This window comes from Actinoallomurus sp. NBC_01490 (assembly GCF_036227085.1).
Lineage (GTDB): Bacteria > Actinomycetota > Actinomycetes > Streptosporangiales > Streptosporangiaceae > Actinoallomurus > Actinoallomurus oryzae.
In genome coordinates this window covers 10318805-10339455 of sequence record NZ_CP109433.1, presented here as the reverse complement: position 1 = coordinate 10339455, position 20651 = coordinate 10318805, and the positions used below count along the sequence as shown (strand labels likewise).

Sequence of the window (20651 nt, the reverse complement as noted above, 5' to 3'; positions counted from 1 at the left end):
CGCCCCGCCGCGTACGGCGCCGGTTCGGCCATGGCCCGGTACTGATCGTCATCGGACCTGGCAAAAGGGCCTGCGGCGCGCCCGTGGCGCACTTGGGCGGGTGATGACGTCGGTCTCTGAGATCTACCTACAAGGAGCTCAGATGATCAAGTCGCTCGGCAGGCGCGCCGTGACCGCCACGACGGCCCTCGCGGTCGGTGGCCTCGGCGTCGCCGTGGGGCAGGCGCCTGCCCAGGCCTCCGCGTTCTCCGCCGCCTTCACCTGCAACATCGGCAACCTCGGGCAGACCGCCGCGGTCCTCAACGGATGGCTCGCCTCGCCCGGGACCACGTTCGACGGCCCGTCCCGGTTCCGTCTGCACATTTCGAGCCTGAGCCTGCAGGCGCCGCTTCCCATCTCGTCCTGGAGCGGGGCGGCGTGGATCAACGTACGGGGCGCGGAGCGCTCGACCTTCCAGGTCACCGGGGGCGGCGGGGCCGTGCCGGCCCAGGGAACGCTCGCCGGCGACATGGTCGGCGACTGGGCCCCGGTCATGGGCGGTACCGACCTGCTGAGCGTCGGCGGCATCGAGCTCACCGCCAACAGCGCGGAGGCGGGCAGCGTGCCGGTGCAGTGCGTTCCGGCCGACGCCGCGGTCGCCGAGGTGCTCCGCGTCGCCTCGCCGTACCAGGGGACCTGGGTCCGCCCGGCCGTCCCGATCTTCCACATCGGCGGCTGGTACCACCGGGGCATGGTGCTGCACCGGCCCGTGTGGGCCCGGCCGGGCCGCCCGGGCTGGAACCGCCCGGTCCATCCCGGCAACGGCTGGAACCACACGGTCAACCCGGGAGGCGGCTGGAATCACACAGGCCATCCGGGCGGCGGCTGGAACCAGCCGGGCCACTCGGGAGGCGCCTGGAACCACCAGGGCGGCGGCTCGAACCGGCCCGGCGCTCCGGCCCACCACGGCGGCCCCGGCATGTCGCACCACCACTAGAACGTGAGGCGGAAGGGGGGCGGACGCGCGGCGTCCGCCCCTTCTCCATTGAGATGTAATCGCAATTGGGAATTGCTATCAAAATTCAATTAATTATGATATGTTGAAGCAATAGAAGCAATTTCCGGTGTTAGTCTCCATCGCATGTTGAATACTCCGGAAAGAGCCACTTCCCCCGCCACCGCGGCGCGCGATCTGCCGTACTCCGACGGAGACGTCGAGCTGCACGGCCGGTTCTTCTGGGACGAGACCCGCGACGGTCCCCGGCCCGGCATCTTCCTCATCCACGGCGGCGCCGGCCTCGACGACCACGCGTGTGACCAGGCGCGACGGTACGCCGAGCTGGGGTACGCCGTCCTCGCCTGCGACATGTTCGGCGCCGGCGTCAGGGGCGACCGCGAGCGGACCATGGCCACCATCATGGCGATGCGCGACGACCCCGGCCATCTCGTGCGGCGGGCCCAGGCCGGGCTCGACGCCCTCACCGGGTGCCCCGAAGCCGGACCGGGTCGAGCCGCCGTCGGTTTCTGCTTCGGCGGAATGGCCGCGCTGACGCTCGCGCGTGAGGGGGCCGACCTCGCCGGCGCGGTCAGCGTGCACGGCACCCTCGCGACCTCCCGGCCCGCCGAGACCGGGGCCGTCAAGGCGAAGATCCTCGTCTGCCACGGCGCGGCGGACCCGCACGTGCCCATGAACGACGTGGTCGCCTTCACCGAGGAGATGAACCGCGCCGACGCCGACTGGCGACTCACCGTCTACGGCCGCGCCCAGCACGGCTTCACCCACCGGAACGCGGTACCGGGATCGGGCGGCGTCGCCTACGACCGGCCCACCGACGAACGCTCGTTCGCCGCCATCCGTACGTTCCTCGCCGACGCGCTCAGCTAGCGCGCCTCCCCGGTCCGGATCTCCTCCGCCCGGGACGGCGGCGGGTCGGCGTTCCAGCTCAGGCAGGTCGGTCGCCGGCCCGTCTCGACGTACTCGCGGGCGGCGCGGATCGCGGTCGCCGGGGTGACGCGGGCGCGCTCCGGCGGGATGGTGACCGGCGGGCGCTTCGGGTGTTCCTCGACGACCAGCGGTTCGTCCGGGTCGACGCCGGACTCCACGCCCGCGCTGCCCTGCCACGAGACGGCGGCCCGCCCCGCGGACGTGTCGATGTAGATCCGCAGCGGCGCCTGCTCGCGTTCGCCCCTGCCGAAGCGGATCGCGACCCCGCGGGGCCCGCCGGTCAGGAGGCGGTCGGCGGCCTCCCCGATGACGCTCTCGGCGGTGCCGGCGTCGGCGACCTCCCGTGACCTCGTGCCCCACCAGCCCATGTACGGCCTCTCCTCGGGGGCCTCGGGCTGCTCGGGACGCTCGGGCCTCGACACCGCGGTGCCCTTCTCGCCGCTGCGGCGGTGTGAGGTCGTCACCACCGGGCCGTCGCCGGCCGCGACGCTCGGCGCCTGGCCGAGGCGGTTCAAGAAGACGGGAAGCTCGCTCGCGACCCAGCCGAACAGCCCGGCGATCTCGGCCAGGCGCTCCTGCGCGAGGAGCAGCGAGCGTACGGCCTGCTCGGCCTGCGGATCACGGGAGGCGGTGAGCACGGCGGTCAGGCGTCGAGCCGCCGAATCGATGAGTTCGCCGGCCTCCTCCACGGACTCCCGCGCCTGCGCCGACAGCTCCATCACGCCGACGACCTGTTGCCGGACCTCGCCCGTTATCGACACGACCCATCTCCCGCTGCGGCGTCCTCACGTACGTCCCACCACGGGGACGCCGGGAAACCCGACGCGGGTGCGCGACTCCGCGCGGTCGGGTGCGTCACAGGTCGGTCTCGCCGTCGATCAGCTCGCGGAGGATGTCCGCGTGACCGGCGTGCCGGGCCGTCTCCTCGATCATGTGGGCCACGATCGCGCGCAGCGTCACCACGCGCGGCTCGCCCGGGTCGGCGTCCCTGGAGGTCGAGGCGGGCAGCCGTACCCGCTCCCGGGACAGGGCCGACAGATCGGGGCAGGCACGGACGACGCGGTCGCTCTCCTCGCACGCCCGGCGGTACGCGGCGACCACCTCGTCGCGGGTCACGGCCTCCGGCACCCGCATGGAACCGTCGCCGCCCGCCGGCTCGCCCAGGAAGAGATGCCGGAACCAGCGCTCCTCCATCGCGGTCAGGTGCCGGATCAGCCCGAGGAGGTTCGTGCCCGACGGCACGCCCGGAGCGCGCTGTTCGCCGTCCGTGAGCCCCTCCGACGTGCGGACGACGGCGTCGCGCAGGCGGTTCAGGAAGAACAGCAGATCATCGTGTTCGGTGGTGGCCGTGTCCTCGCTCACGCGGGGCAGGGTAACGCGTTCGGTCAGGCCACGGCCGGCCGTGCCGGTCGGGCAGCCGGACGACGGCGACCATGACGAGGACGTACCCGACACGCGGCAGCCAGGACGTGCAGGGAGATCGGCGCGACGTGCGCGACCGGCCGGGCGACGTGCAGCGCCGCGACCGCGAACGTCAGCGTCAGGACGTCGTCGAGCTGGCCGGCGTGGCTGACCAGCCCCGCCCACACCGGCAGGAACGACAGCCCGTCGGCGAGCAGCCTCGACGGCCGCCGCGCGTTGTCGGGGACGAGCCGCCTCAGCGCGCAGAGTAAGAGCGGCCCGGTGGCGCTCATCGCGACGATGGCCATTGGTCGCCCCGGTGTGGCAGCCGCAGCGGCGTGACGACCAGGAAGGCGACCGGCCCGATCCGCAGATCGGGGTGGGCGGCGCACAACTGCAGGCCCTGCCCCCGGTCGTCGCCGAACAGCAGCCGGCTGCCCTGTGTGAAGTAGTGCCACGCGCCACCGCCGCCCGGCAGGCGCACCGCCGTCCAGCCCCACAGGACCCACCACACGGTACGGAGCCGCCGATCGGGTTCGGCGGCCTCTGGCACGGCCGTACGCCGGCGCGGTCGTGCGGTCTTGTGCATTCGGCCGTCCCCCCGCTCGTGGTGTGGACAACCGTAGGAAGCGGCTGGTCGGCGCAGGGGAAGACGAAGGTGAGCGCCGGCCTCACGGACGGGCGCCGACGTCGGCGGTGCCGGGGATCAGTGCGTTTCGGGGCCGTGGACGAGCAGGATGAACGTGCGCGCGTAGGCGCTGCCGGCGGTGCGGGGCCAGGCGATGTCCCGCAGAGCCTGGGAGGCGGCCGGGTGGACTCTGCCGTTGACGCGTACTTCCGCGGTATCGGTGCCGTCGGTGCTGCCGAAGAAGACCTTGACTCCGATGAGATGGTGGCGCTCGAACGGTTCGCCGGTCAGGGCGGGCGCCAGGTCGGGCAGGACCGCGTGGTCGCCCAGCCACTGCGACGCGGCTTCGTATCGCTCGCCCGTGCCCCAGCCGATGACGCCGCCGTGGATGGCGTGCCAGCCGGGCAGCCCGTCGGGATCGTCGGGGGCGAGGTGGGCGGCGAACCGGCCGTTCTGCGCCAGGAGTTCCAGTACCGCCGAGACCGTGGTGCCCGCCCACATCTCGACCGCTTGGCGAACCTTGGCCTCGGGACTTTCGCCGTACCCGGCCACGCAGTCGGTGATCGTGGTGTCCTGTGGGCGGTCGACGTTGAGCACGAAGTCGAGGTCCAGGTGCCCGTCGCCGCCCGCATGGTCCGGCCGCTTCGCGAGAACGACGGCGGTCGACCCGGGTCCCTTCACGCGGCCGTTCTCCAGTTCGAAGGGACGGCCGGACATCTCGCTCAGCTGTTCCGCGACGATCGCCAGCACCGCCTGTTCCGACAGCGCCGCCCGTCCATCACCGTCGGCGTTCCGCCGCCACCTCGATCTCATGGGGACACCTTAGGGACGCAGGGGTCTCCGGGAGGCCTCGCGCCGCGATCTCAGCCGGCGCGGCGGCGGGCGCGGTAGTGGTCGCGGACGTCCTGGCGGAGCAGGTGGCCGAAGCCGGCGTTCTCGATGCGGCGGGCGAGTTCGGGCTCGGTCACGCCGAGCGCGGTGGCGGTGCCGGGCAGGCTCCAGTCGTTCGCGGCGAGGGCGGTCAGCAGGCGGCCACGGCGGACCTGGTTCTCCGACAGCCGGAACGTCTTCAGGTACGCGACCTGCCCGCTCTCGTCGGTGATCACCTCGCCGACGTGGTTGTCGCGCCGCCGCTCGAACGGCGGCAGGAACCGGGACAGCCGGTACGGGCCCAGGTCGTACACGCGCTCGTAGGTGTAGTCCGCCTCCAGCAGCCCGGCCGCCATGGCCCCGTCGTGGAAGGCCGCCCACTCCTCGTGCTGCCGCGCGGCCTCGGCCCGCAGGTCCGCGAGCGAGCGCACGTTCGCGTCCGCGATGCGCGCGCGGAAGTCGGGCACCGGCATGCTCAGCATCGCGTAGTGGTAGATCAGCTCGCCGTACAGGTCGAGGAGCAGAGTGGCGTGCAGGGCGCGGTAGTCGGCGGGGTGCGGCACGACGAACGCGGAGGCGAGGGCGTCCGCGACGTACACGAGCAGGCCGCACTGACCGGCGTGGATCTCGAAGACGCGGAGGGCGTCGTCCAGGCCCCGCACCAGCGCACCGGTGTAGGCCTCCTCGACGCGAGGCGAGAGCCCGTGGCGGATCGCGCGCTGCGACCACTCCTCCCACACGATCTCCGGTCCGCCGAAGTGCAGCGCCAGGTAGCCCTCCAGGGCAAGGTGCAGCGGCAGGAACCGCAGGCGGTTCTTGTCCACGCGGCGTGCCATGCGCCGGTGGAACCGCAACGTCATCCGGTCGGGCGCCCGCGTCCGCTCGGCCGGGTCCAGGAGTTGGGTCCCGTACGCCGCCGCGGGCGCGTGGTCCCACGTCGCCACGTACCCGTGGGGGATGTAGGAGTAGTAGGCGGTCCGCGGGTCGACCGCGACCACGCCGAAGTCGGCGTCGTAGAGCCGGACGTCGAGCCGCAGATCCTCGATCGGCGTCTCACGGACCAGCGGAACGAGCCGTACGCCGCCCCAGACCTGGGCGGGACGGGTGGTGAGGCCGGTCAGCTCGATCACGTCTGCTCCCCGAGGAAGGCGGCGACGCGGCGGTCCAGGTGGGCGCGGAGCGCGGGCAGCCCGGTGCGTCCCTCCGCGAACCGCGCCAGCTCCGCCAGGGCGACCAGGTCCTCGGCGTCGCGGATGCCGGCGGTCGGCACGGTGGGGGCCAGCCGGCGTACGTCGAAGCCGGCGGCGTCGTAGACCGGGTTGAGATGCACGATGCCGCAGGTGTGGCCGGGGTCCAGCCGGGTGCGCCAGACCCGGAGCACCTCCCCGGCCAGGCCCGGCGGCGCGTTGTCCCAGCCGTCCGAGACGATGACGAGCCGCTCGGGGCCGCGGTCGAGCCCGTCGAGGATGCGTTCGCCGAGTGGCGTCGCGCCGTGCGGGTGGACGAGCAGCGCGTCGTCGCGGCCCGACACCCACAGCGGTGTGTAGTCGGCGGCGAGCGCCTCCAGCAGGAAGTGGCACGCGAGCGCGACCGCGAGCGGGCGGCGGCGCTTGGTGCCCGACCCGTACGCCGAGAAGCTGTCGTCGAGGACGGCGACCACCCGGCCCCAGCGTCCGGCCTGGTCACCGGCGGTACGCCGGGCGGACGCGCGCAGCGCCCCGGTCAGCTCGCCGCGCCGGCGCGCCCGCTCGTCCATCGAGAGACCGAGCACGTACGAGGCCAGGCGGGTGAGCGGCATGGTCGTCAGATCGGCCCGTACGGCGCCGGCTCCGCGTGCGCGCGCCGACTCCTGCAGGCGCAGCCGCTCCAGCCGGGTGAGCCGGGGCGCGATCCGCTCCAGGAACGTGGCGCGCGGGATGCGGTGCTTGGCCGCGAACCCCTCCGCCACCGTGTACGGCAGGTCGTAGAGCGCGGCCTGCTCGTAGTGGGCCCGCCGCCAGGTCTCCAGGATCGGCGTCCGGTACGCGGCCGGCCGCCGGAACGCGAACAGGAACGGTCCGAGCTCGCCGTCCTCCTCGCGGTCCGGGCGCAGGTGCGCGTGGCGTACGGCGTCCTTCACCGCACCGCGGTACTTGACCGCGTCGAACGCCGGGTCGGGACGCGCGGCGAGCCAGTCCCGCATGATCGCCCGGGTACGGCGGTTGTTGACCCTGGCGCGGCGCAGCTCGCGGAACAGGGCGTACACGCGCGGGGGCGGCAGCAGCTCCAGCCGCCGCGCGATGAGGCGGCCCTCGGCCCGCCGCCGCCCGACGTCGACCTCGGCCGCCGTGACCAGCAGGTTCCGCACGATCAGCGCGGCGTTGTGGTCGTTGATGTCGAGCGCGAGCGTGGCCGCGTACAGGTCGCGGTAGTTGACGAGCAGGTAGCGGTGCAGGAAACCGAGCGAGAGGCTCTGCTCCTCCATGCCGGAGTGGAACTCACGCTGGCCCGTGGAGGTGATCGCCGCGTTGACGAACAGCAGGACGTCGTCCGCGGCGATCAGATCCGCCATGGTCTCCATCGGAATCCCCCTCGAGCACCGGGGCCGGCCGGGGAATGGGGGCACGAGCTGCGAATCATCGCTTACAAGGCGGGTTCCGGAAGTCGCACCGGAGTCCCGCGGCCGGCCCCGGCACCGTAACACCGGCATGCCGGTCGACACCGCTCATTTCCGGCCGCCCCAGTGCTCGGGTCTTCCGGCGGTGCCGATCCTCCGGCCTTCCCCGGCTGCCGGCTCGCGGGCCGCCCGTCGGCCGTACGGGAGGAGGGGTCAGCGCTTCCGGCGGTCGGCGACGGCGCCGGCGAGCAGGTCCAGGCCGATGCCCAGCATCCAGACGTCCTTGCTGACGCCGAGGCCCGCCTGGCTCGGCCAGATGCTGCCGGGCTTGCGGAACGCCGGGGTGCGTGCGTACAGGGCGAGCATGCCGCCGGAGAAGCCGGTGAGCGCGGCGCCGGCCAGGGCCGGCGGGACGACCGGAGCGAGCAGCGCCGTGCCCGTGGCGATCTCCGCGGCCGACAGAAGGCGCAGGAACCGGCGCGCGGGGATGCTCTTGAGGAACGGGAACGCGTTCGAGGCCATCGCGTGGAGGCCCTCCGCCTGCTCCTCGCCGCCGTTCCAGTGCTCGAGCCCGCTGTGCAGAAGGTATCCGCCGGTGGTCACCCGGCCCGGCAGGGTCCTCGCCCTCATCGGAAGTCTCATCCGGTGTCTCCTTGTTGATCAGGTCCCCTACCAGGACGTTAGTCCTCGTTCCCAGGGGCCACGCACGAGGGGTGCGCGACGTCTCGCCCGGGATCCCGGAGCCGCGCGGGGGCCGCGAAACCATCTCGCGCACTCGGGAGATCATCGATCGTCCGTTCCGCCGCGGAGTCCGCCGAGCCTCCCCGCCACCCCCTCGTCTTCCCCCGGGTGGAACGGCACGCCCTGGCCTCGACGAAGGGCGACATGGGCTGCCCGGCGGGTGACACCTGCGACCGCGACTTCCGCAAGGACCCCCGCGCCGCGTGGATCGCGGACGTCGCCGCGCAGTACGACTTCGTGTAGCTCGGCATCGTCGACCCGGCCAGTGCGCTGAACGTCTCCCGCGACGGCCTGGCCCAGTCGGGCGTCGTCGTGGCCAGGGTCAAGGCCCGCGAGGTGCGGCCGAGGTCCGGCGAACTCGCGGGCGTCAATGTGGTGCCGTGGCCGGCGTCCCCCACGCCGGCCACGGCACCCCGGGGCCCCGCCGTACCGGCCGGGGCTCCGGCGATCAGACCGCGACGGACGTCGGCGTCCAGAGCCGGTCGATCGCCTCCAGGGCCTGGGCGAGGCTCTTTTCGGCGAGCGGGATCAGCTCGGCCATCGCGGGCGTGCTCTCGGCGAGCGTCAGCTCGGCGGTGATGAAGCGCGGCTCCAGGCCGGTCATCGACAGTCCGTGCGGCAGCCACTGCTCGGCGTGGTCCCATCCGTCGCGGGGCGTGCCGGGGGCGTAGCCACCGCCGCGGCTGGCCAGGACGATGAACTCGCGACCGTCGAGGAGACCCGTCCCGCTCTCGTAGTCGACCGACCCCGGCCCGATCAGGTGGTCGACCCAGGACTTGACGCTGCTCGGTGCGCCGTAGTTGTAGAGCGGCAGGCCCAGCAGGATCGTGTCGGCCTGCCTGACCTCCTCGATCACCTCCTGGGTGAGCCGCCACGACGCCGCCTGCTCCGGCGTGTGGTCTTCCGGCGGAACCATCCGGGCCAGGCCGCCCGCGGTGTCGAGGTGGGGGAGCGGATGCGCGCCGAGGTCGCGGTACGTGACGGTCCCCCCGGGGTGAGCCGCGCGCCATACGTCGGCGGCGCGGGCGCTGAGCTTCCGGCTGACGGACTGGTCGCCCTTGATGCTCGAGTCGATGTGCAGCAGATGAGCCATTGTAGTTCGTCCCTGGTGGATCGTTTGTGTAGGGCAAGCTATTTGTATCACATGGATCGATGACGGTTTCGGCTAGAATCTTGTTCGTGGTCGAGCACTCCGTCGTGAACCAGCCGGTGCACCGGTCCGGCGCGCTCCTCGACTACCTCGCGCGCCGCATGCGGCTGCGTGCGGAGTCGGTGCTGGCGCCGCTGGGCCTGCGCCCGCGGCACCTGGTGACGCTGACGGTGCTGCGCCAGCAGGGCGGCTGCCCGCAGCAGGAGCTCTCCGACACGCTGGAGATGGACGGCACCAACGTCGTCGGGCTGCTCAACGACCTGGAGGCCGACGGCCTGATCGAGCGCCGGCGCTCACCTCAGGACCGCCGGCGTCACGTCGTCGTGCTCACCGAGAAGGGAGGGCACGTACTCGCCAGGGCCGAGTGCGCGCTCGCGGCGGTCGAGAACGACGTGCTCGGCTCGCTCGACGACGCCCAGCGCGAGACGCTCTACGGCCTGCTTCAGCAGGCCGTCAACGGCACACAGGTCATCTGCACCGAGGGCGCGGACGACGACTCCGACGGCGCCTGCTGAAACCCGCGGCCGGCCGTGAGGCCGCCGGGGCGATCGCGGCCCTGCTCAACCGCCCGGTCGGCCGTCAGGGGGTGGGGAAACGCGCGATCCAGCGCCGCTGCCAGGGCGTTTCGACGGCCCGGCGGTGATGGTTGGCGCGGGTCCAGTCGACGGCTTCGGACGGGTCCAGCCCGCTCAGCACGGCGAGACACGCGATGACGGTCCCCGTACGGCCCACGCCGCCGCCGCACGCGACCTCCACCGGGGCGCCCGCCCGCGCTCGCTCGTGCAACGCGCGGATCTCCCGTACGGCCAGGTGCCGGTCGCGCGGCACGCCGAAGTCGGGCCAGTCGATCCAGGAGTGCGGCCAGGACAGCGCGGCGTCGTGCCGGCGGCGGAGCCGGCCGGAGCCGAGATAGAGGCCGAACGCCGGGCGCGGGCCATCGGGCGCCGGGTAGCGCAGGCCGCGACCGCGTACCCACGAGCCGTCGGGTAGCCGGATCGCGCCGTCGAGCCGCGAGCGCGGCGCCGTACCCTCACCTTCTCCGGTCATGAGCGGCATTGTCGCGCGCCGGGGGCGGGCTCCGGCGGGTTGATCGCTGACAGCGCAGCCGAAAGTTCAAGGATCGTTCAATCGTCCGGGATGGCCTGGGCGCCCCGACCGACCGCGGATCGTCAAGGCCGTACGCCTGGCCGGATGAGGCCGGATGGCGGGGGAGGCGCCGTTCACGAGGCGAAACTCACTGGTGGGTAAATCCGGGGTAAGGAAAATACCTTCGGCGCCATTGCAAAGGTTGTCAGAATCTGTCGAAATCGAGGTGCTGCCAAGTCCTCTTGGAACCCGCCCCTTGAAGGAGCCCCCCATGGCCGCATCCCCCCGCGTCACCCGCCGCCTGAGGTCCCTCATCACCGTCGCCGCCGCCATCGGCGCCGCGACCGTCGGCCTCACGGTGCCCGCGCACGCCGCCACGCCCAACCCCATGGCCCACCCCGAGCGCGACTACATGGGCTCGACCGTCGCCGCCCACGAGCACCGGGCCGGCGCCACGCCGCTCCTGGCTCCCGGAGGCCTGCCCGGACTCGACGTGAGCCATTGGCAGGGCACCATCAACTGGACCACCGTCAAGAACCAGGGCGCGCAGTTCGCCTACATCAAGGCGACCGAGGGCACGTCCTACCGTGACCCGAACTTCAGCGCCAACTACACCAACGCCTACTACGCCGGCCTGGTCCGCGGCGCGTACCACTTCGCGCAGCCCGCCAGCTCGAGCGGCGCCGCCCAGGCCGACTACTTCGCCGCCCACGGCGGCGCGTGGTCGGCGGACAACCAGACGCTGCCCGGCATGCTCGACATCGAGTACAACCCGAACGGCTCCACCTGCTACGGCCTCAGCCAGGCGTCGATGCGTTCCTGGATCACCAGCTTCCTGAACGAGTACCACGCCAAGACCGGCCGCTGGGCCACGATCTACACGACCACCGACTGGTGGACGACCTGCACCGGCAACACCAGCGCCTACGCGAGCAACGACCCGCTGGCCATCGCGCGCTACTCCAGCAGCGTCGGCACCCTCCCCGCGGGCTGGGGCTTCTACACCTTCTGGCAGTGGGCCGACTCGGGCACCTTCCCCGGTGACCAGGACGTGTTCAACGGCTCGCACGACCGGCTCCTCGCCCTGGCCAACAACACCCCCTGATCTGTCCTATACCGAAGGCGCCCGCCGAAGGCCGGGCGCCTTCGGCATGCCAAGCAGCTGACCGGTCACGGTCACAGGACATCGCGGTGACCTGCGGGCTGGGCTCGGCGCCGTCCGTCCTCAGGGAGTGCGCTCGGGCCGGCGGATCTGCTGGATGAGGTTTGTGGCTGCTCGGGCGAGGTCTGCGGCGCCGATGAGGACGGCACTGCGGCGAACAGGTCCGGGAGTTCAGAGATCACGTGCGTGCTCCTTCCCGGACGGCGCCCAGAACACCAGCCACCGGTTGGCCGTGACGACGACGGCGTGCAGGCTCATGCCGATGACCGAGAGCATCACGACGACGGCGAACGTCCTGGCCACGTCCATGTTGAAGTTGGTGGCCTGGATCGTGTAGCCGAGGCCTCCCGTGGCGCCGACGAACTCGGCGACGACGGCACCAGTGACCGAGAGGATCACGGCGACGTCCAGGCCCGCGAAGATGTGCGGCAGTGCCAAGGGCACCCGCAGGCGGCGCATGATTTGGAACTCGCTGGCGCCGAACGATCTGAGCATCTCGATCTGCTCGTGCTCGGCCGAACGGAGTCCGAGGATGGAGTTGACCAGGAGCGGGAAGTAGGCGATCAGCGCGATGGTCAGGACCTTGGAGGTCATCCCGATGCCGAACCACATGAGCAGCAGCGGCGCCATCGCGACTTTCGGGATGGTCTGAATCAACACCAGGATCGGCAGGAACGCCTTGTCGACGATGCGGAACTGGGTGATCAGGCCCGCCGACACCAGTGCCAGGCCGATCGCCAGGCCGAAGCCGATGAGGATCTCCTTCAGCGTGATCCACATGTGCTCCAGCAGGAACCCGCTTTGCAGGCCGTCCACCAGCGAGCGCACGACGTCCGACGGGGCCGGTACGAGCACGATCGAGACGCCGAAGGCGCGCACGACCAGTTGCCACATGCCGACGAGGATGAGGAACAGCCCCCAGCTGAGGACGAACCCGGGGATCTGCCGCCGGGGAGCCGGCCCGGCCTTCGGCCGGCGTGCCGGCGTGCGGTCCGCGCCGTCGCCGGCAGCCGTGCCGGGCACGACTCGCTCGTCCGCCCGCGTGTTGCCAAGCTTCATGATCACTCCCTAGTGCGCGCTGTGTTCGGAGTTGAGAAGAACGCGGATGCGGGAGGCGATCTCGCCGAACTCCGGGGTGTTGATGACCTCCAGGCGGCGGGGTCGGGGGAGGCCGACGTCGATGACCTCGGCGATGCGGCCCGGCCGCGGGGTCATGACCACGACCCGGTCGGACAGGAGCACGGCCTCGGGGATGCTGTGGGTGACGAACAGGACGGTCTTGCGATCCCGCTCCCAGATGTCGAGCAGGTCCAGCCCCATCTGGTCGCGGGTCATGGCGTCCAGGGCGCCGAACGGCTCGTCCATCAGCAGGATCCGCGGGTCGTGCAGGAGCGCGCGGCCGATGCCGACCCGCTGCTGCATGCCGCCGGACAGCTCGCTGGGGTACTGGTCGGCGAAGTCGCGCAGCCCCAGCATGTCCAGTTGCTCGGCGACGCGCTCTTCGAGGTCGGCGCGCGGGCGGCGTGGCCCGACGTCGTGGGAGATCGTCATGTTCTTCGCGACGGTGCGCCATGGCAGCAGCAGGGGCTGCTGGAAGACCATCCCCAGCAGGTTCTCGTGGTCGCGCGCGGGGCCGAAGGCCACCTCCCCCTCGCTCTGCCGGGTCAGGCCCATGATGATCTTGAGCAGGGTGCTCTTGCCGCATCCGCTGGGGCCGACGATTGACAGGAACTGGCCCTCGGGGACGGTCAGGCTGACTCCGTCCAGCGCCAGTACGGTCCTGCCCCGCTTGGCCTTGTAGCGCATGGTGATGTGGTGGAGTTCAACGGCGGTGTCGGTGACGGTGGGCGGGTGCGATGGGGTGGGCATGCTCTCGTCCTAATCGCTTGGGCTACTCGCTCGGGTGGCTCTCGGGACCGGCCACGTTCCGCCCATCTCCTTGGTCAGGGCCATGGCGGTCTCCCGGGCGGCGACGGCCGCCTGGGCGTCGGGGGCCGACGGCAGCATCCGGTCGGTGCCGATCGCCGCGATGGTGGCGCAGACCCCCGAGTCGGCGAACACCGGTGCCGCGATGACGCTGATGCCGCGCGGGTTGGCCGGGTAGATGCTCAGCCCGGTCGTCCGGGTGGTTTCGATGCGCTCGACCAGCCCGGCGCGCTGGGTCGTCGGCAGGGACGCCAGTAGCCGGTCGACCTGGAGCTGGTCGGGAAGGTAGGCCAGGAACGCGATGGCCTGCGCGGTGTGCAGGGGGAGCTGCGAGCCGACGCGTACCGTGACGATCGTGCCGTGCACGGCGTCCTCCTCGACCAGTGACACCACCGGGCCGGACAGCCCCCACAGTGACAGCACGGACGTGACGCCCGTCCGTTCGGTCAGTTCCCGCAGGTGGTCGGGGGCGAGCTGGATGATGCGCCGCTGCCCGATGGCGAAGGCGCCGAGCTGGATCATCAGGCTGCCCGGTGTGTAGCTGGCGGGCTGGCCGCCGCGTTCGAGGAGCCCGGCCGCGGTCATCGAGGTGAGGTACCGGTGCACCGTGGTCCGGTTGAGGCGCAGCCGCTCCGTCGCTTCCGACACCGACAACTCCGGGGCCTCTGGCCCGAACAGACCGAGCATCTGGGCCATCCGGCTTACGGCCTGGATGTCGGACTGGCCCTGCTCTGCCATGCGCTTCCCCCTTGGCGACACACTCCGGTGTCCTGGTCAAGATCTGAACTTGATGTTCACATTACGCATCATCAACGAGGACATCAAAGTGACCTGAGTCACACAACGGCAACCAGGTCTTGACTGGTCTGTCGATGAATCGCTGGGGGATCGATCAGGTCAGTGCGCCGAAGTCGTAGCTTGCGCCGACAAGGCTGAGAAGAGGTGGCTGGCCGACCGGGTGGGCCGCGAATTCGCAGGTTGATCATTGACGTTCACAAAGTGGTCATTTAGTGTGCATCGCGAACATCGAGGAGGTTGCCGATGCCCGGACCTAGTAGCGCGATCACCACCGTGCTGCGCGGCGCGATCGACCTGCACTGTCATTCGGGACCGAACCCGTTCCCCCGACGCTTCGACCACGCGGACGCCGCCTTCGACGGCGAGCGGCTGGGAATGCGGGCGATCCTGGTCAAATCGCACCACCACAACACGGTGATGGACCTGCTGGCGATGGGTGACCGGCTGGCCAAGAGCTCGACCCGGGTGTTCGGGGGGATCGCGCTCAACAGCCAGGTCGGCGGGATCAACCCGTTCGCCGTGGCGATGTGCCTGCGCATGGGCGGCAAGGCCGTGTGGTTCCCCACCTTCTCCTCCGGCCGGCACATCGAGTGCCATCCAGAGGGGGGCGGGTTCCCGACCGCGACCGTCGACGTCCCGTCCGCGCGGGTGGACGTCCACGACGACGCCGGTGGACTGATCCCCGAGGTGCACGAGGTCCTCGACCTCATCGCCGAGAGCGGCGCGATGCTCAGCGGCGGTCACCTCCCGCCCGAAACCATCGCCCAGCTCTTCGACGAGGGCCGTCGCCGCGGCGTCACCCGGATGGTCATCAACCATCCGAACTTCGTCATCGGCGCCGAGCCGGAGCAGTGCCTGGAACTCGTGCGCGGGGGCGCCTATGTCGAACACGAGGTCGGCATGTACGACCCCGAGGGATACCGCAAGTGGGACCCGAAGGACCTGCTCACCTGGATCGAGAAGATCGGGCCCGAGCACACCGTGCTGGCCTCCGACCTCGGCCAGGCGAACCGGCCGCTGCCCGTCGACGCCTTCATCCGGGTCGGCTCGGCGCTGCTCGACCTTGGGCTGAGCGAACAGGCCCTACGTCAGATCACCTGTGTCAACCCCGCCCACCTGCTCGGCCTGGACGACTGAACCGGCCCGGACTGACGAACCGGCGCACGACCACAGAACAGGAGGCTCCAGTGCAAGCGCAGCAACCGGCCAGCGTGCCAGCGCATTACATCGAGTTCCCCGGCCTGGAACCGAGCACGAAGTCCGATGCCGGCACCCGGACCTGGCTGGCACGCGGTCAGAACTTCGTCATCGCCTACTCCAGCGCCGTCGCGGGTGACGAGCTCGCCCGGGACGGCCAGGCAGACGAGTACGTCGTGGTCCTACCCCACGAGGGATGCGCGGCGACCGTGCGCACCGACGACGACGAGCGGTCGGTGACGGGCCAGGCGGTGATCGTCATGCCGCCCGGACGGTCCGCGGTGGTCGCGGACGCCGACTGTGACCTCGTGCGGCTGTTCACGGTAGCGTCCGCCGGGCCCCTCGCGCACGACAGCGTCAACCAGGAGAGCTACGCCGAACCCAACCCCCGTGTCACCCCGCTCAAGCCGTGGCCGGACCCGCCCGAGGGCCACCGCATCCGCGCGTACCCGCTGTCGGAGGTGCCCGTCGATCCTGAGCGGTTCGGACGAATCTTCCGGTGCAGCACGTTCATGGTGAACTTTCTGAACCCGCGGATGGGCGTCCGCGACCCCGAGGCGCTCTCCCCGCACCAGCACGACGACTTCGAGCAGTGCTCCCTGGCGGTCGAGGGCGACTTCGTCCACCACATCCGCACCCCGTGGACGCGCCGGATGAGCGACTGGCTCCCCGACGATCACTACGCGTGTGGCAGCCCATCGATCGCGGTGATCCCGCCGACGGCGGTGCACACCACCCAGTCCGTGGGGCCGGGCCGCAACCAGCTGATCGACATCTTCTGCCCGCCGCGGGCCGACTTCTCCGCACGTCCGGGCCTGGTCCTCAACGCCGACGACTACCCCACCCCATCCTGACCCGGGAGGACGGAACATGAAACGCAAGTCCCTGGCGGGCCTGGCGGCGGTCGTCCTGGCCGCCGGCACTGCCGTCTCGTGCGGGTCGTCCGACCCGGAGGTCACGTCCGACGGCCGGACCGTGCTCAAGCTGGCGATCGCGACCCCGACCTGGAACGCCGGTTTCGCGACGCTGGCGGTCGCCGAGGCGCGCAAGTACTTCGCCACGGAGAAGGTCGACGTGCGGGTCTCGACGTTCGCGTCCGGCACCCAGGTCGCGCAGCAGGTCATCGCGGGGCAGTCCGACATCGGGTTGATGACGGCCGAGCCGGTCGGCATCGGACGGGAGAAAGGCACCAGGCTGGTCTATTTCGCCGGCTACTACCCCAAGTGGATCTCCAACATCCAGGTGCCCAAGGGGTCGGGCGTGCGGACCATCCGGGACCTGCCCGGCAAGCGCGTCGGCGTCACCGCGGTGGCCAGCTCCGGCACGACGTTCGTCCGCACCGCCATGAAGATGGAGGGGCTGGACGCCGCTACGGTCAAGTTCATCCCGATCGGCGGCGGGTCCGAGCAGATCAACGCGATCAAGAGCGGCAAAGTCGACGCGCTCGGCCTCTGGGACACCCAGTACCAGATCGTGAAGAACGCGGGGATCAGCCTCACCCCGATACCGGTCGCCTCCACGGCCGGGATCTTCGGCGGCGGCTTCGCGGTCAAGCCCGACATGCTCAAGAAGAGGCAAGACGACCTGACACGCTTCGGCAGGGCCATGGCCAAGGCGATGGTCTTCGCACAGGCGAACCCGAGCGCCGCGGTCCGCGACATGTGGAGGCTGCACCCCGAGAGCAAGCCCACGGTGTCCGGCTCCGAGGACACCGTACTGGCCGGCCAGGTCAAGGTCCTGCAGGTAAGGCTGGACGGCCAGGGTGTCGAGCCGGGCCACGACCGGTGGGGCGAGATGAATGAGAAGGCCGTCACCGCCACGGTGTCGTTCATGCGGCAGGCAGGGCTGATCGACAAGGCGTTCCCGGCGGCCGACATCTACACCAACGACCTCATCCCCGCTATCAACAAGTTCTCCTTCGCCGAGGTCCGCGCAGCGGCGAAGGGCGCGCAGTGAACGGCACAGCGCCGTGAACGGTGTGCAGTTCCCCCGCCACCACTCCACCCCACCCGAGCAGTCCACAGCCAGGGGGACCTCGTGAAACTCAACGGACATCGCAGGCCGGCGCCGCTGGTGGCGCTCGCCGTGGCGGCGCTGGTACTGACCGGATGCGGCGGCTCGTCCGGCGGCGAGTCGGCCGACGGACGCGACCGGATCCGACTCGGCATCGGCTCGCCGAGCTGGAACGCCGGATACGCCACCCTCGCCGTCTCCGAGGCCAGGGGCTACTTCGCCAAGGAGAACCTGGACGTCGACGTGCAGCTGTTCCCGTCCGGAACCCAGGTCGCCCAGCAGGTGGTCTCCGGGCAGATCGACGTCGGGCTCGTGACTCCGGAACCCGTCGTGATCGGGCACGCCAAGAACACCGGGCTGACCTATTTCGCGCAGTACTGGACACGCTGGATCTACAGCCTCAAGATCCCGGAGAACTCCTCGATCACTTCCCCCGCTGACCTCAAGGGCAAACGCGTCGGCGTCACCGCCGTGGCGAGCTCCGGCGGGACGTTCGCGCGCACCGCGATAAAGATGCAGGGTCTCGACCCCGAATCGGTCAAACTGGTGCCGATCGGCGCCGGTGCCGAGCAGCTCAACGCGATCAAGAGCGGCAAGGTCGACGCGCTGGCGCTGTGGGATACCCAGTACCAGATCGTCGAGAACTCTGGCGCGAAGCTGAAGCCGCTGCCGGTGCCCGGTACCGAGAACCTGTTCGGCGGCGGGTTCGCGGTGAGGAAGGACGACCTGCGCAAGAAGCAGGACCTGCTCGTCCGGCTGGGCAGGGCGTTCGCGAAGGGTGTGGCGTTCTCCGAGGCCGCCCCGGAGGCCGCGGTGGGCGACCTGTGGAAGCTGCACCCCGAGACCAAGGGTGCGTCCTCAATCCCGGAGGACCAGTTGCTGGCCGGGCAGGTCAAGGTCCTGAAGGTCCGGCTGGACGGCCAGAAGGTCGGCCCTGGCGAGGGCGACCGCTGGGGCGCGATCGACCCGGCCGCCGTCACCGGCACCCTCAGATTCATGACCACCGCCGGGCTGATCGACAAGGAGTTCCCGGCCACCGACATCTACACCGACGACCTCATAGCGAAGATCAACGCCTTCTCCTACGACGAGGTCCGCACCGAGGCGAAAAAGGCGGCCTCGCATGGCGCTTGACATGCGCCCCGATGCGGGGCCGGACGTGAGGCCGGCATGAGGCTCGGTGTGGCGATCGACCTGGGGTCGGCCGCGGCAACGCGTCCCCAGGTCGACAGGGCGACACGACTGCTGGAGACGGCCGAGGCGAACGGGCTCTCGTCGGCCTGGCTGGGCGAGAGCTACCACGTCCGGCCTGAGGTGTTCCACCTGCCCGCCGCGCTGATCGTGCTCGCGCACCTGGCCGGGCGCACGAACCTGCCACTCGGCACGGCAGTGCTCCTGGCCCGCGCGTACGAACCCCGGCGGCTCGCCTACGAGGCGGCACTCCTGGATCAGCTATGCACCGGACGCCTGACCCTCGGCCTCGCCCTCGGCAACGCCGATCTGGCGGAGCGGGTGGGCGGCGGCACGGACGGCCGGAGCCCGGGCGAATGGTTCGCCGCCATGGTCACCGTCCTGCGCGAGACCTGGTCGGCCTCGGCCGCCGGTGGGCCCGGTGCCCAGCCTGTCGCCCCGCCGCCCGCGCGGCAGGGCGGCCCGCCGATGTTCCTCGGCGGGCGCACGCGCGCGGCGGCGCTCAGGGCCGCGACCATCGGTGACGGCTACTACGCGGCCACCAACTACGACGACGACCTGCTGACCGCGCGAGCCGCCGAATACTGGGACGCGCGAGGAAACGCAAGCGGCGACGTCGCGGTCACCCGGCTGTGCCTGGTGGCCCCGGACGCCGACGACGCCCGCCGGATGGCGGCCGGGTACTTCGCCGCAGTTGTGAACTACTACACCGGCCGGCGCGCGTGGATGGGGCTGGACGGAGCGGTGACGCCCCGGTTCCCGCTGGTCGGGAGCCCTGCCGATGTCGCGGCGGCCCTGCGGGGGTACGCGTCGTCCGGTGTCACGTCCGTCCAGCTCCGGGTCGCCCCGCACGGGACGCCGCCGGAGGTGGCGCGACGGACGCTGGAGCTGGTGGGGGAGGCCGTCCTGCCCGAGCTGGACGAGTCCTGAAACCGACGGAAAGGGGAACGCAGGTGGACACGCGGGACGGCATCCCGACCTACCGGGAGCTGCTCGAACGCCAGGACGCGCCGCCCGGCTCGTCCTGGGGGATCTTCGGTACGGCCAATCAGCTGGGCACGCTCAATTTCATCGGTCCCGACCAGGTGAGGGACGCGGTCGGGCTCGTCCGGCGCGGTGCGGTGTTCAACCTCGACTATCCGCTGAACACCTTCGTGCCGCCACCCGCCGGGACGCGCCCGGCGACCGTGCACCGCATCTTCGCCAACAACCCCAACCACCGTGACGACTGGTTGGACTCCTTCTACCTGCAGTCGACGTCCCAGATCGATGGGCTCCGCCACATCCGCCACCCACGCCACGGCTTCTATGGAGGCGTGCCCGACGAGGACATCGCCGAGGAGACACCGGCCCTCGGCATCCAGACGGTGGCGCAACGCGGGATCGTCGCGCGTGGCGTCCTGCTCGACCTGGCCCGGCACTTCACCGACCGCGGCACCCCGCTCGACCCGGCCGGCAACTACATGATCACCCCGGTCGACCTGGACGCGGCCGCCGCCGCGCAGAACGTGGAGTTCCGGCCGGGCGACGTGCTCCTGCTGCGCGTCGGATGGGCTCCGTACTGGCTCAACGAGGTTGGTGAGGAGGACCGGCACGCCTTCCGCTCCAAGATCCAGCACCCCGGCCTCGTTCAGTCACAGGAGATGATCGAGTGGCTCTGGGACCACCGCTTCGCGATGGTCGCCTCCGACGACCTCGGTGTCGAGGCCCACCCGGTCAACCCGCACTCCGGCCTGATCGACCCGGACGAACCTCCGCCTGAACGCGGCGTCGTCCACAACGGGATGATGCACCGCCCGCTGATCGCGCTGCTGGGTCTGTTCCTCGGCGAGCTGTGGAACCTGGAGGCGCTGGCCGAGGACTGCCACGCCGACCGGACCTACGAGTTCATGCTGACGGCCAAGCCGCTGAACCTCATCGGCGGCGTCGGATCGCCGCCCAACGCCATGGCGATCAAATAGGAGGAAC

The 20651-nt window shown here is 71.0% G+C and carries 24 protein-coding genes; 11 read left to right on the top strand and 13 right to left on the bottom strand.

Translation table 11 applies throughout. The features are described 5' to 3' along the window. The first annotated feature begins 142 nt into the window (after nt 1-142). Both OG417_RS47510 and OG417_RS47505 read left to right on the top strand, forming a co-directional pair. The gene (locus OG417_RS47510) at nt 143-976 is read left to right on the top strand and encodes a hypothetical protein (protein WP_329244285.1); all 834 of its coding nucleotides are present in this window, start codon (nt 143-145) and stop codon (nt 974-976) included. A gap of 144 nt (nt 977-1120) precedes the next feature. Beyond that, nucleotides 1121-1864 carry a dienelactone hydrolase family protein gene (locus OG417_RS47505; protein WP_329244283.1) on the top strand — a complete coding sequence of 248 codons (744 nt, stop codon included), beginning with the start codon at nt 1121-1123 and terminating at the stop codon, nt 1862-1864. On the opposite strand, the gene OG417_RS47500 is transcribed toward OG417_RS47505, so the two are convergent. The 8 genes from OG417_RS47500 to OG417_RS47465 form a co-directional block, all read right to left on the bottom strand. Then, nucleotides 1861-2685 (bottom strand): Imm1 family immunity protein, encoded by an 825-nt coding sequence (locus tag OG417_RS47500; RefSeq protein WP_329244280.1) that lies wholly within the window; start codon nt 2683-2685, stop codon nt 1861-1863. The two genes, OG417_RS47505 and OG417_RS47500, sit on opposite strands and share 4 nt — an antisense overlap. A 94-nt stretch (nt 2686-2779) precedes the next feature. Beyond that, the gene (locus OG417_RS47495; protein ID WP_329244278.1) at nt 2780-3286 is read right to left on the bottom strand and encodes a DinB family protein; all 507 of its coding nucleotides are present in this window, start codon (nt 3284-3286) and stop codon (nt 2780-2782) included. Nucleotides 3287-3309: 23 nt separating this feature from the next. After that, on the bottom strand, nt 3310-3633 hold the full coding sequence (locus tag OG417_RS47490) for a hypothetical protein (RefSeq protein ID WP_329244275.1): 324 nt from the start codon (nt 3631-3633) through the stop codon (nt 3310-3312). After that, nucleotides 3615-3914: a hypothetical protein gene (locus tag OG417_RS47485; protein ID WP_329244273.1), complete on the bottom strand. Its 300-nt coding sequence runs from the start codon at nt 3912-3914 to the stop codon at nt 3615-3617. Before OG417_RS47485 ends, OG417_RS47490 begins: the two co-directional genes overlap by 19 nt. 117 nt (nt 3915-4031) lie before the next feature. Continuing rightward, nucleotides 4032-4766, bottom strand: coding sequence for a DUF6348 family protein (locus tag OG417_RS47480; RefSeq protein ID WP_329244271.1), 735 nt, complete (start codon nt 4764-4766; stop codon nt 4032-4034). Between the two features lie 50 nt (nt 4767-4816). Beyond that, nucleotides 4817-5953, bottom strand: coding sequence for an ARPP-2 domain-containing protein (locus OG417_RS47475; protein ID WP_329244269.1), 1137 nt, complete (start codon nt 5951-5953; stop codon nt 4817-4819). Then, nucleotides 5950-7374: a hypothetical protein gene (locus OG417_RS47470; protein WP_329244265.1), complete on the bottom strand. Its 1425-nt coding sequence runs from the start codon at nt 7372-7374 to the stop codon at nt 5950-5952. Before OG417_RS47470 ends, OG417_RS47475 begins: the two co-directional genes overlap by 4 nt. A gap of 258 nt (nt 7375-7632) precedes the next feature. After that, nucleotides 7633-8061 (bottom strand): hypothetical protein, encoded by a 429-nt coding sequence (locus OG417_RS47465; protein WP_329244263.1) that lies wholly within the window; start codon nt 8059-8061, stop codon nt 7633-7635. Nucleotides 8062-8268: 207 nt separating this feature from the next. Here OG417_RS47465 and OG417_RS47460 point away from each other — a divergent pair, with 207 nt between their 5' ends. Beyond that, complete coding sequence (locus tag OG417_RS47460; protein ID WP_329244260.1) at nt 8269-8403, top strand: hypothetical protein; 135 nt, start codon at nt 8269-8271, stop codon at nt 8401-8403. A gap of 205 nt (nt 8404-8608) precedes the next feature. Here the strand turns inward: OG417_RS47460 and OG417_RS47455 are convergent, their stop codons facing one another. Further along, nucleotides 8609-9253: an FMN-dependent NADH-azoreductase gene (locus OG417_RS47455; RefSeq protein WP_329244257.1), complete on the bottom strand. Its 645-nt coding sequence runs from the start codon at nt 9251-9253 to the stop codon at nt 8609-8611. Nucleotides 9254-9339: 86 nt separating this feature from the next. On the opposite strand from OG417_RS47455, the gene OG417_RS47450 reads away from it, so the two are divergent. Beyond that, entirely contained in the window at nt 9340-9825 is a 486-nt protein-coding gene (locus tag OG417_RS47450) for a MarR family winged helix-turn-helix transcriptional regulator (RefSeq protein WP_329244254.1), read from the top strand. 64 nt (nt 9826-9889) lie between these two features. On the opposite strand, the gene OG417_RS47445 is transcribed toward OG417_RS47450, so the two are convergent. Further along, nucleotides 9890-10357: a protein-tyrosine phosphatase family protein gene (locus OG417_RS47445; protein ID WP_329244251.1), complete on the bottom strand. Its 468-nt coding sequence runs from the start codon at nt 10355-10357 to the stop codon at nt 9890-9892. 310 nt (nt 10358-10667) lie between these two features. Between OG417_RS47445 and OG417_RS47440 the strand changes: the two genes are divergently transcribed. Continuing rightward, nucleotides 10668-11501 (top strand): GH25 family lysozyme, encoded by an 834-nt coding sequence (locus OG417_RS47440; protein WP_329244248.1) that lies wholly within the window; start codon nt 10668-10670, stop codon nt 11499-11501. Between the two features lie 228 nt (nt 11502-11729). Here the strand turns inward: OG417_RS47440 and OG417_RS47435 are convergent, their stop codons facing one another. Genes OG417_RS47435 through OG417_RS47425 form a run of 3 tightly spaced genes read right to left on the bottom strand, consistent with a single transcriptional unit; the run spans nt 11730 to nt 14222 of the window. Next, a complete protein-coding gene (locus tag OG417_RS47435; RefSeq protein ID WP_329244245.1) occupies nt 11730-12617 on the bottom strand; it encodes an ABC transporter permease in 888 nt (295 codons plus the stop codon). A gap of 9 nt (nt 12618-12626) precedes the next feature. Further along, nucleotides 12627-13427 carry an ABC transporter ATP-binding protein gene (locus OG417_RS47430; protein ID WP_329244242.1) on the bottom strand — a complete coding sequence of 267 codons (801 nt, stop codon included), beginning with the start codon at nt 13425-13427 and terminating at the stop codon, nt 12627-12629. A gap of 9 nt (nt 13428-13436) precedes the next feature. After that, nucleotides 13437-14222 carry an IclR family transcriptional regulator gene (locus tag OG417_RS47425; RefSeq protein ID WP_329244239.1) on the bottom strand — a complete coding sequence of 262 codons (786 nt, stop codon included), beginning with the start codon at nt 14220-14222 and terminating at the stop codon, nt 13437-13439. 303 nt (nt 14223-14525) lie between these two features. On the opposite strand from OG417_RS47425, the gene OG417_RS47420 reads away from it, so the two are divergent. The 6 genes from OG417_RS47420 (at nt 14526) to OG417_RS47395 (ending at nt 20644) form a co-directional block, all read left to right on the top strand. Then, nucleotides 14526-15419, top strand: a complete 894-nt coding sequence (locus OG417_RS47420; RefSeq protein ID WP_329244236.1) for a DUF6282 family protein — start codon at nt 14526-14528, stop codon at nt 15417-15419. A 74-nt stretch (nt 15420-15493) separates the two neighbouring features. Then, a complete protein-coding gene (locus OG417_RS47415) occupies nt 15494-16333 on the top strand; it encodes a hypothetical protein (RefSeq protein ID WP_329244234.1) in 840 nt (279 codons plus the stop codon). 16 nt (nt 16334-16349) lie between these two features. Beyond that, nucleotides 16350-17435, top strand: a complete 1086-nt coding sequence (locus tag OG417_RS47410) for an ABC transporter substrate-binding protein (protein ID WP_329244232.1) — start codon at nt 16350-16352, stop codon at nt 17433-17435. A gap of 81 nt (nt 17436-17516) precedes the next feature. Next, the gene (locus OG417_RS47405; RefSeq protein WP_329244229.1) at nt 17517-18626 is read left to right on the top strand and encodes an ABC transporter substrate-binding protein; all 1110 of its coding nucleotides are present in this window, start codon (nt 17517-17519) and stop codon (nt 18624-18626) included. 36 nt (nt 18627-18662) lie between these two features. Further along, nucleotides 18663-19613, top strand: coding sequence for an LLM class flavin-dependent oxidoreductase (locus OG417_RS47400; protein ID WP_329244225.1), 951 nt, complete (start codon nt 18663-18665; stop codon nt 19611-19613). A 23-nt stretch (nt 19614-19636) separates the two neighbouring features. Next, the gene (locus OG417_RS47395) at nt 19637-20644 is read left to right on the top strand and encodes a cyclase family protein (protein ID WP_329244223.1); all 1008 of its coding nucleotides are present in this window, start codon (nt 19637-19639) and stop codon (nt 20642-20644) included. Nucleotides 20645-20651: the final 7 nt, after the last annotated feature.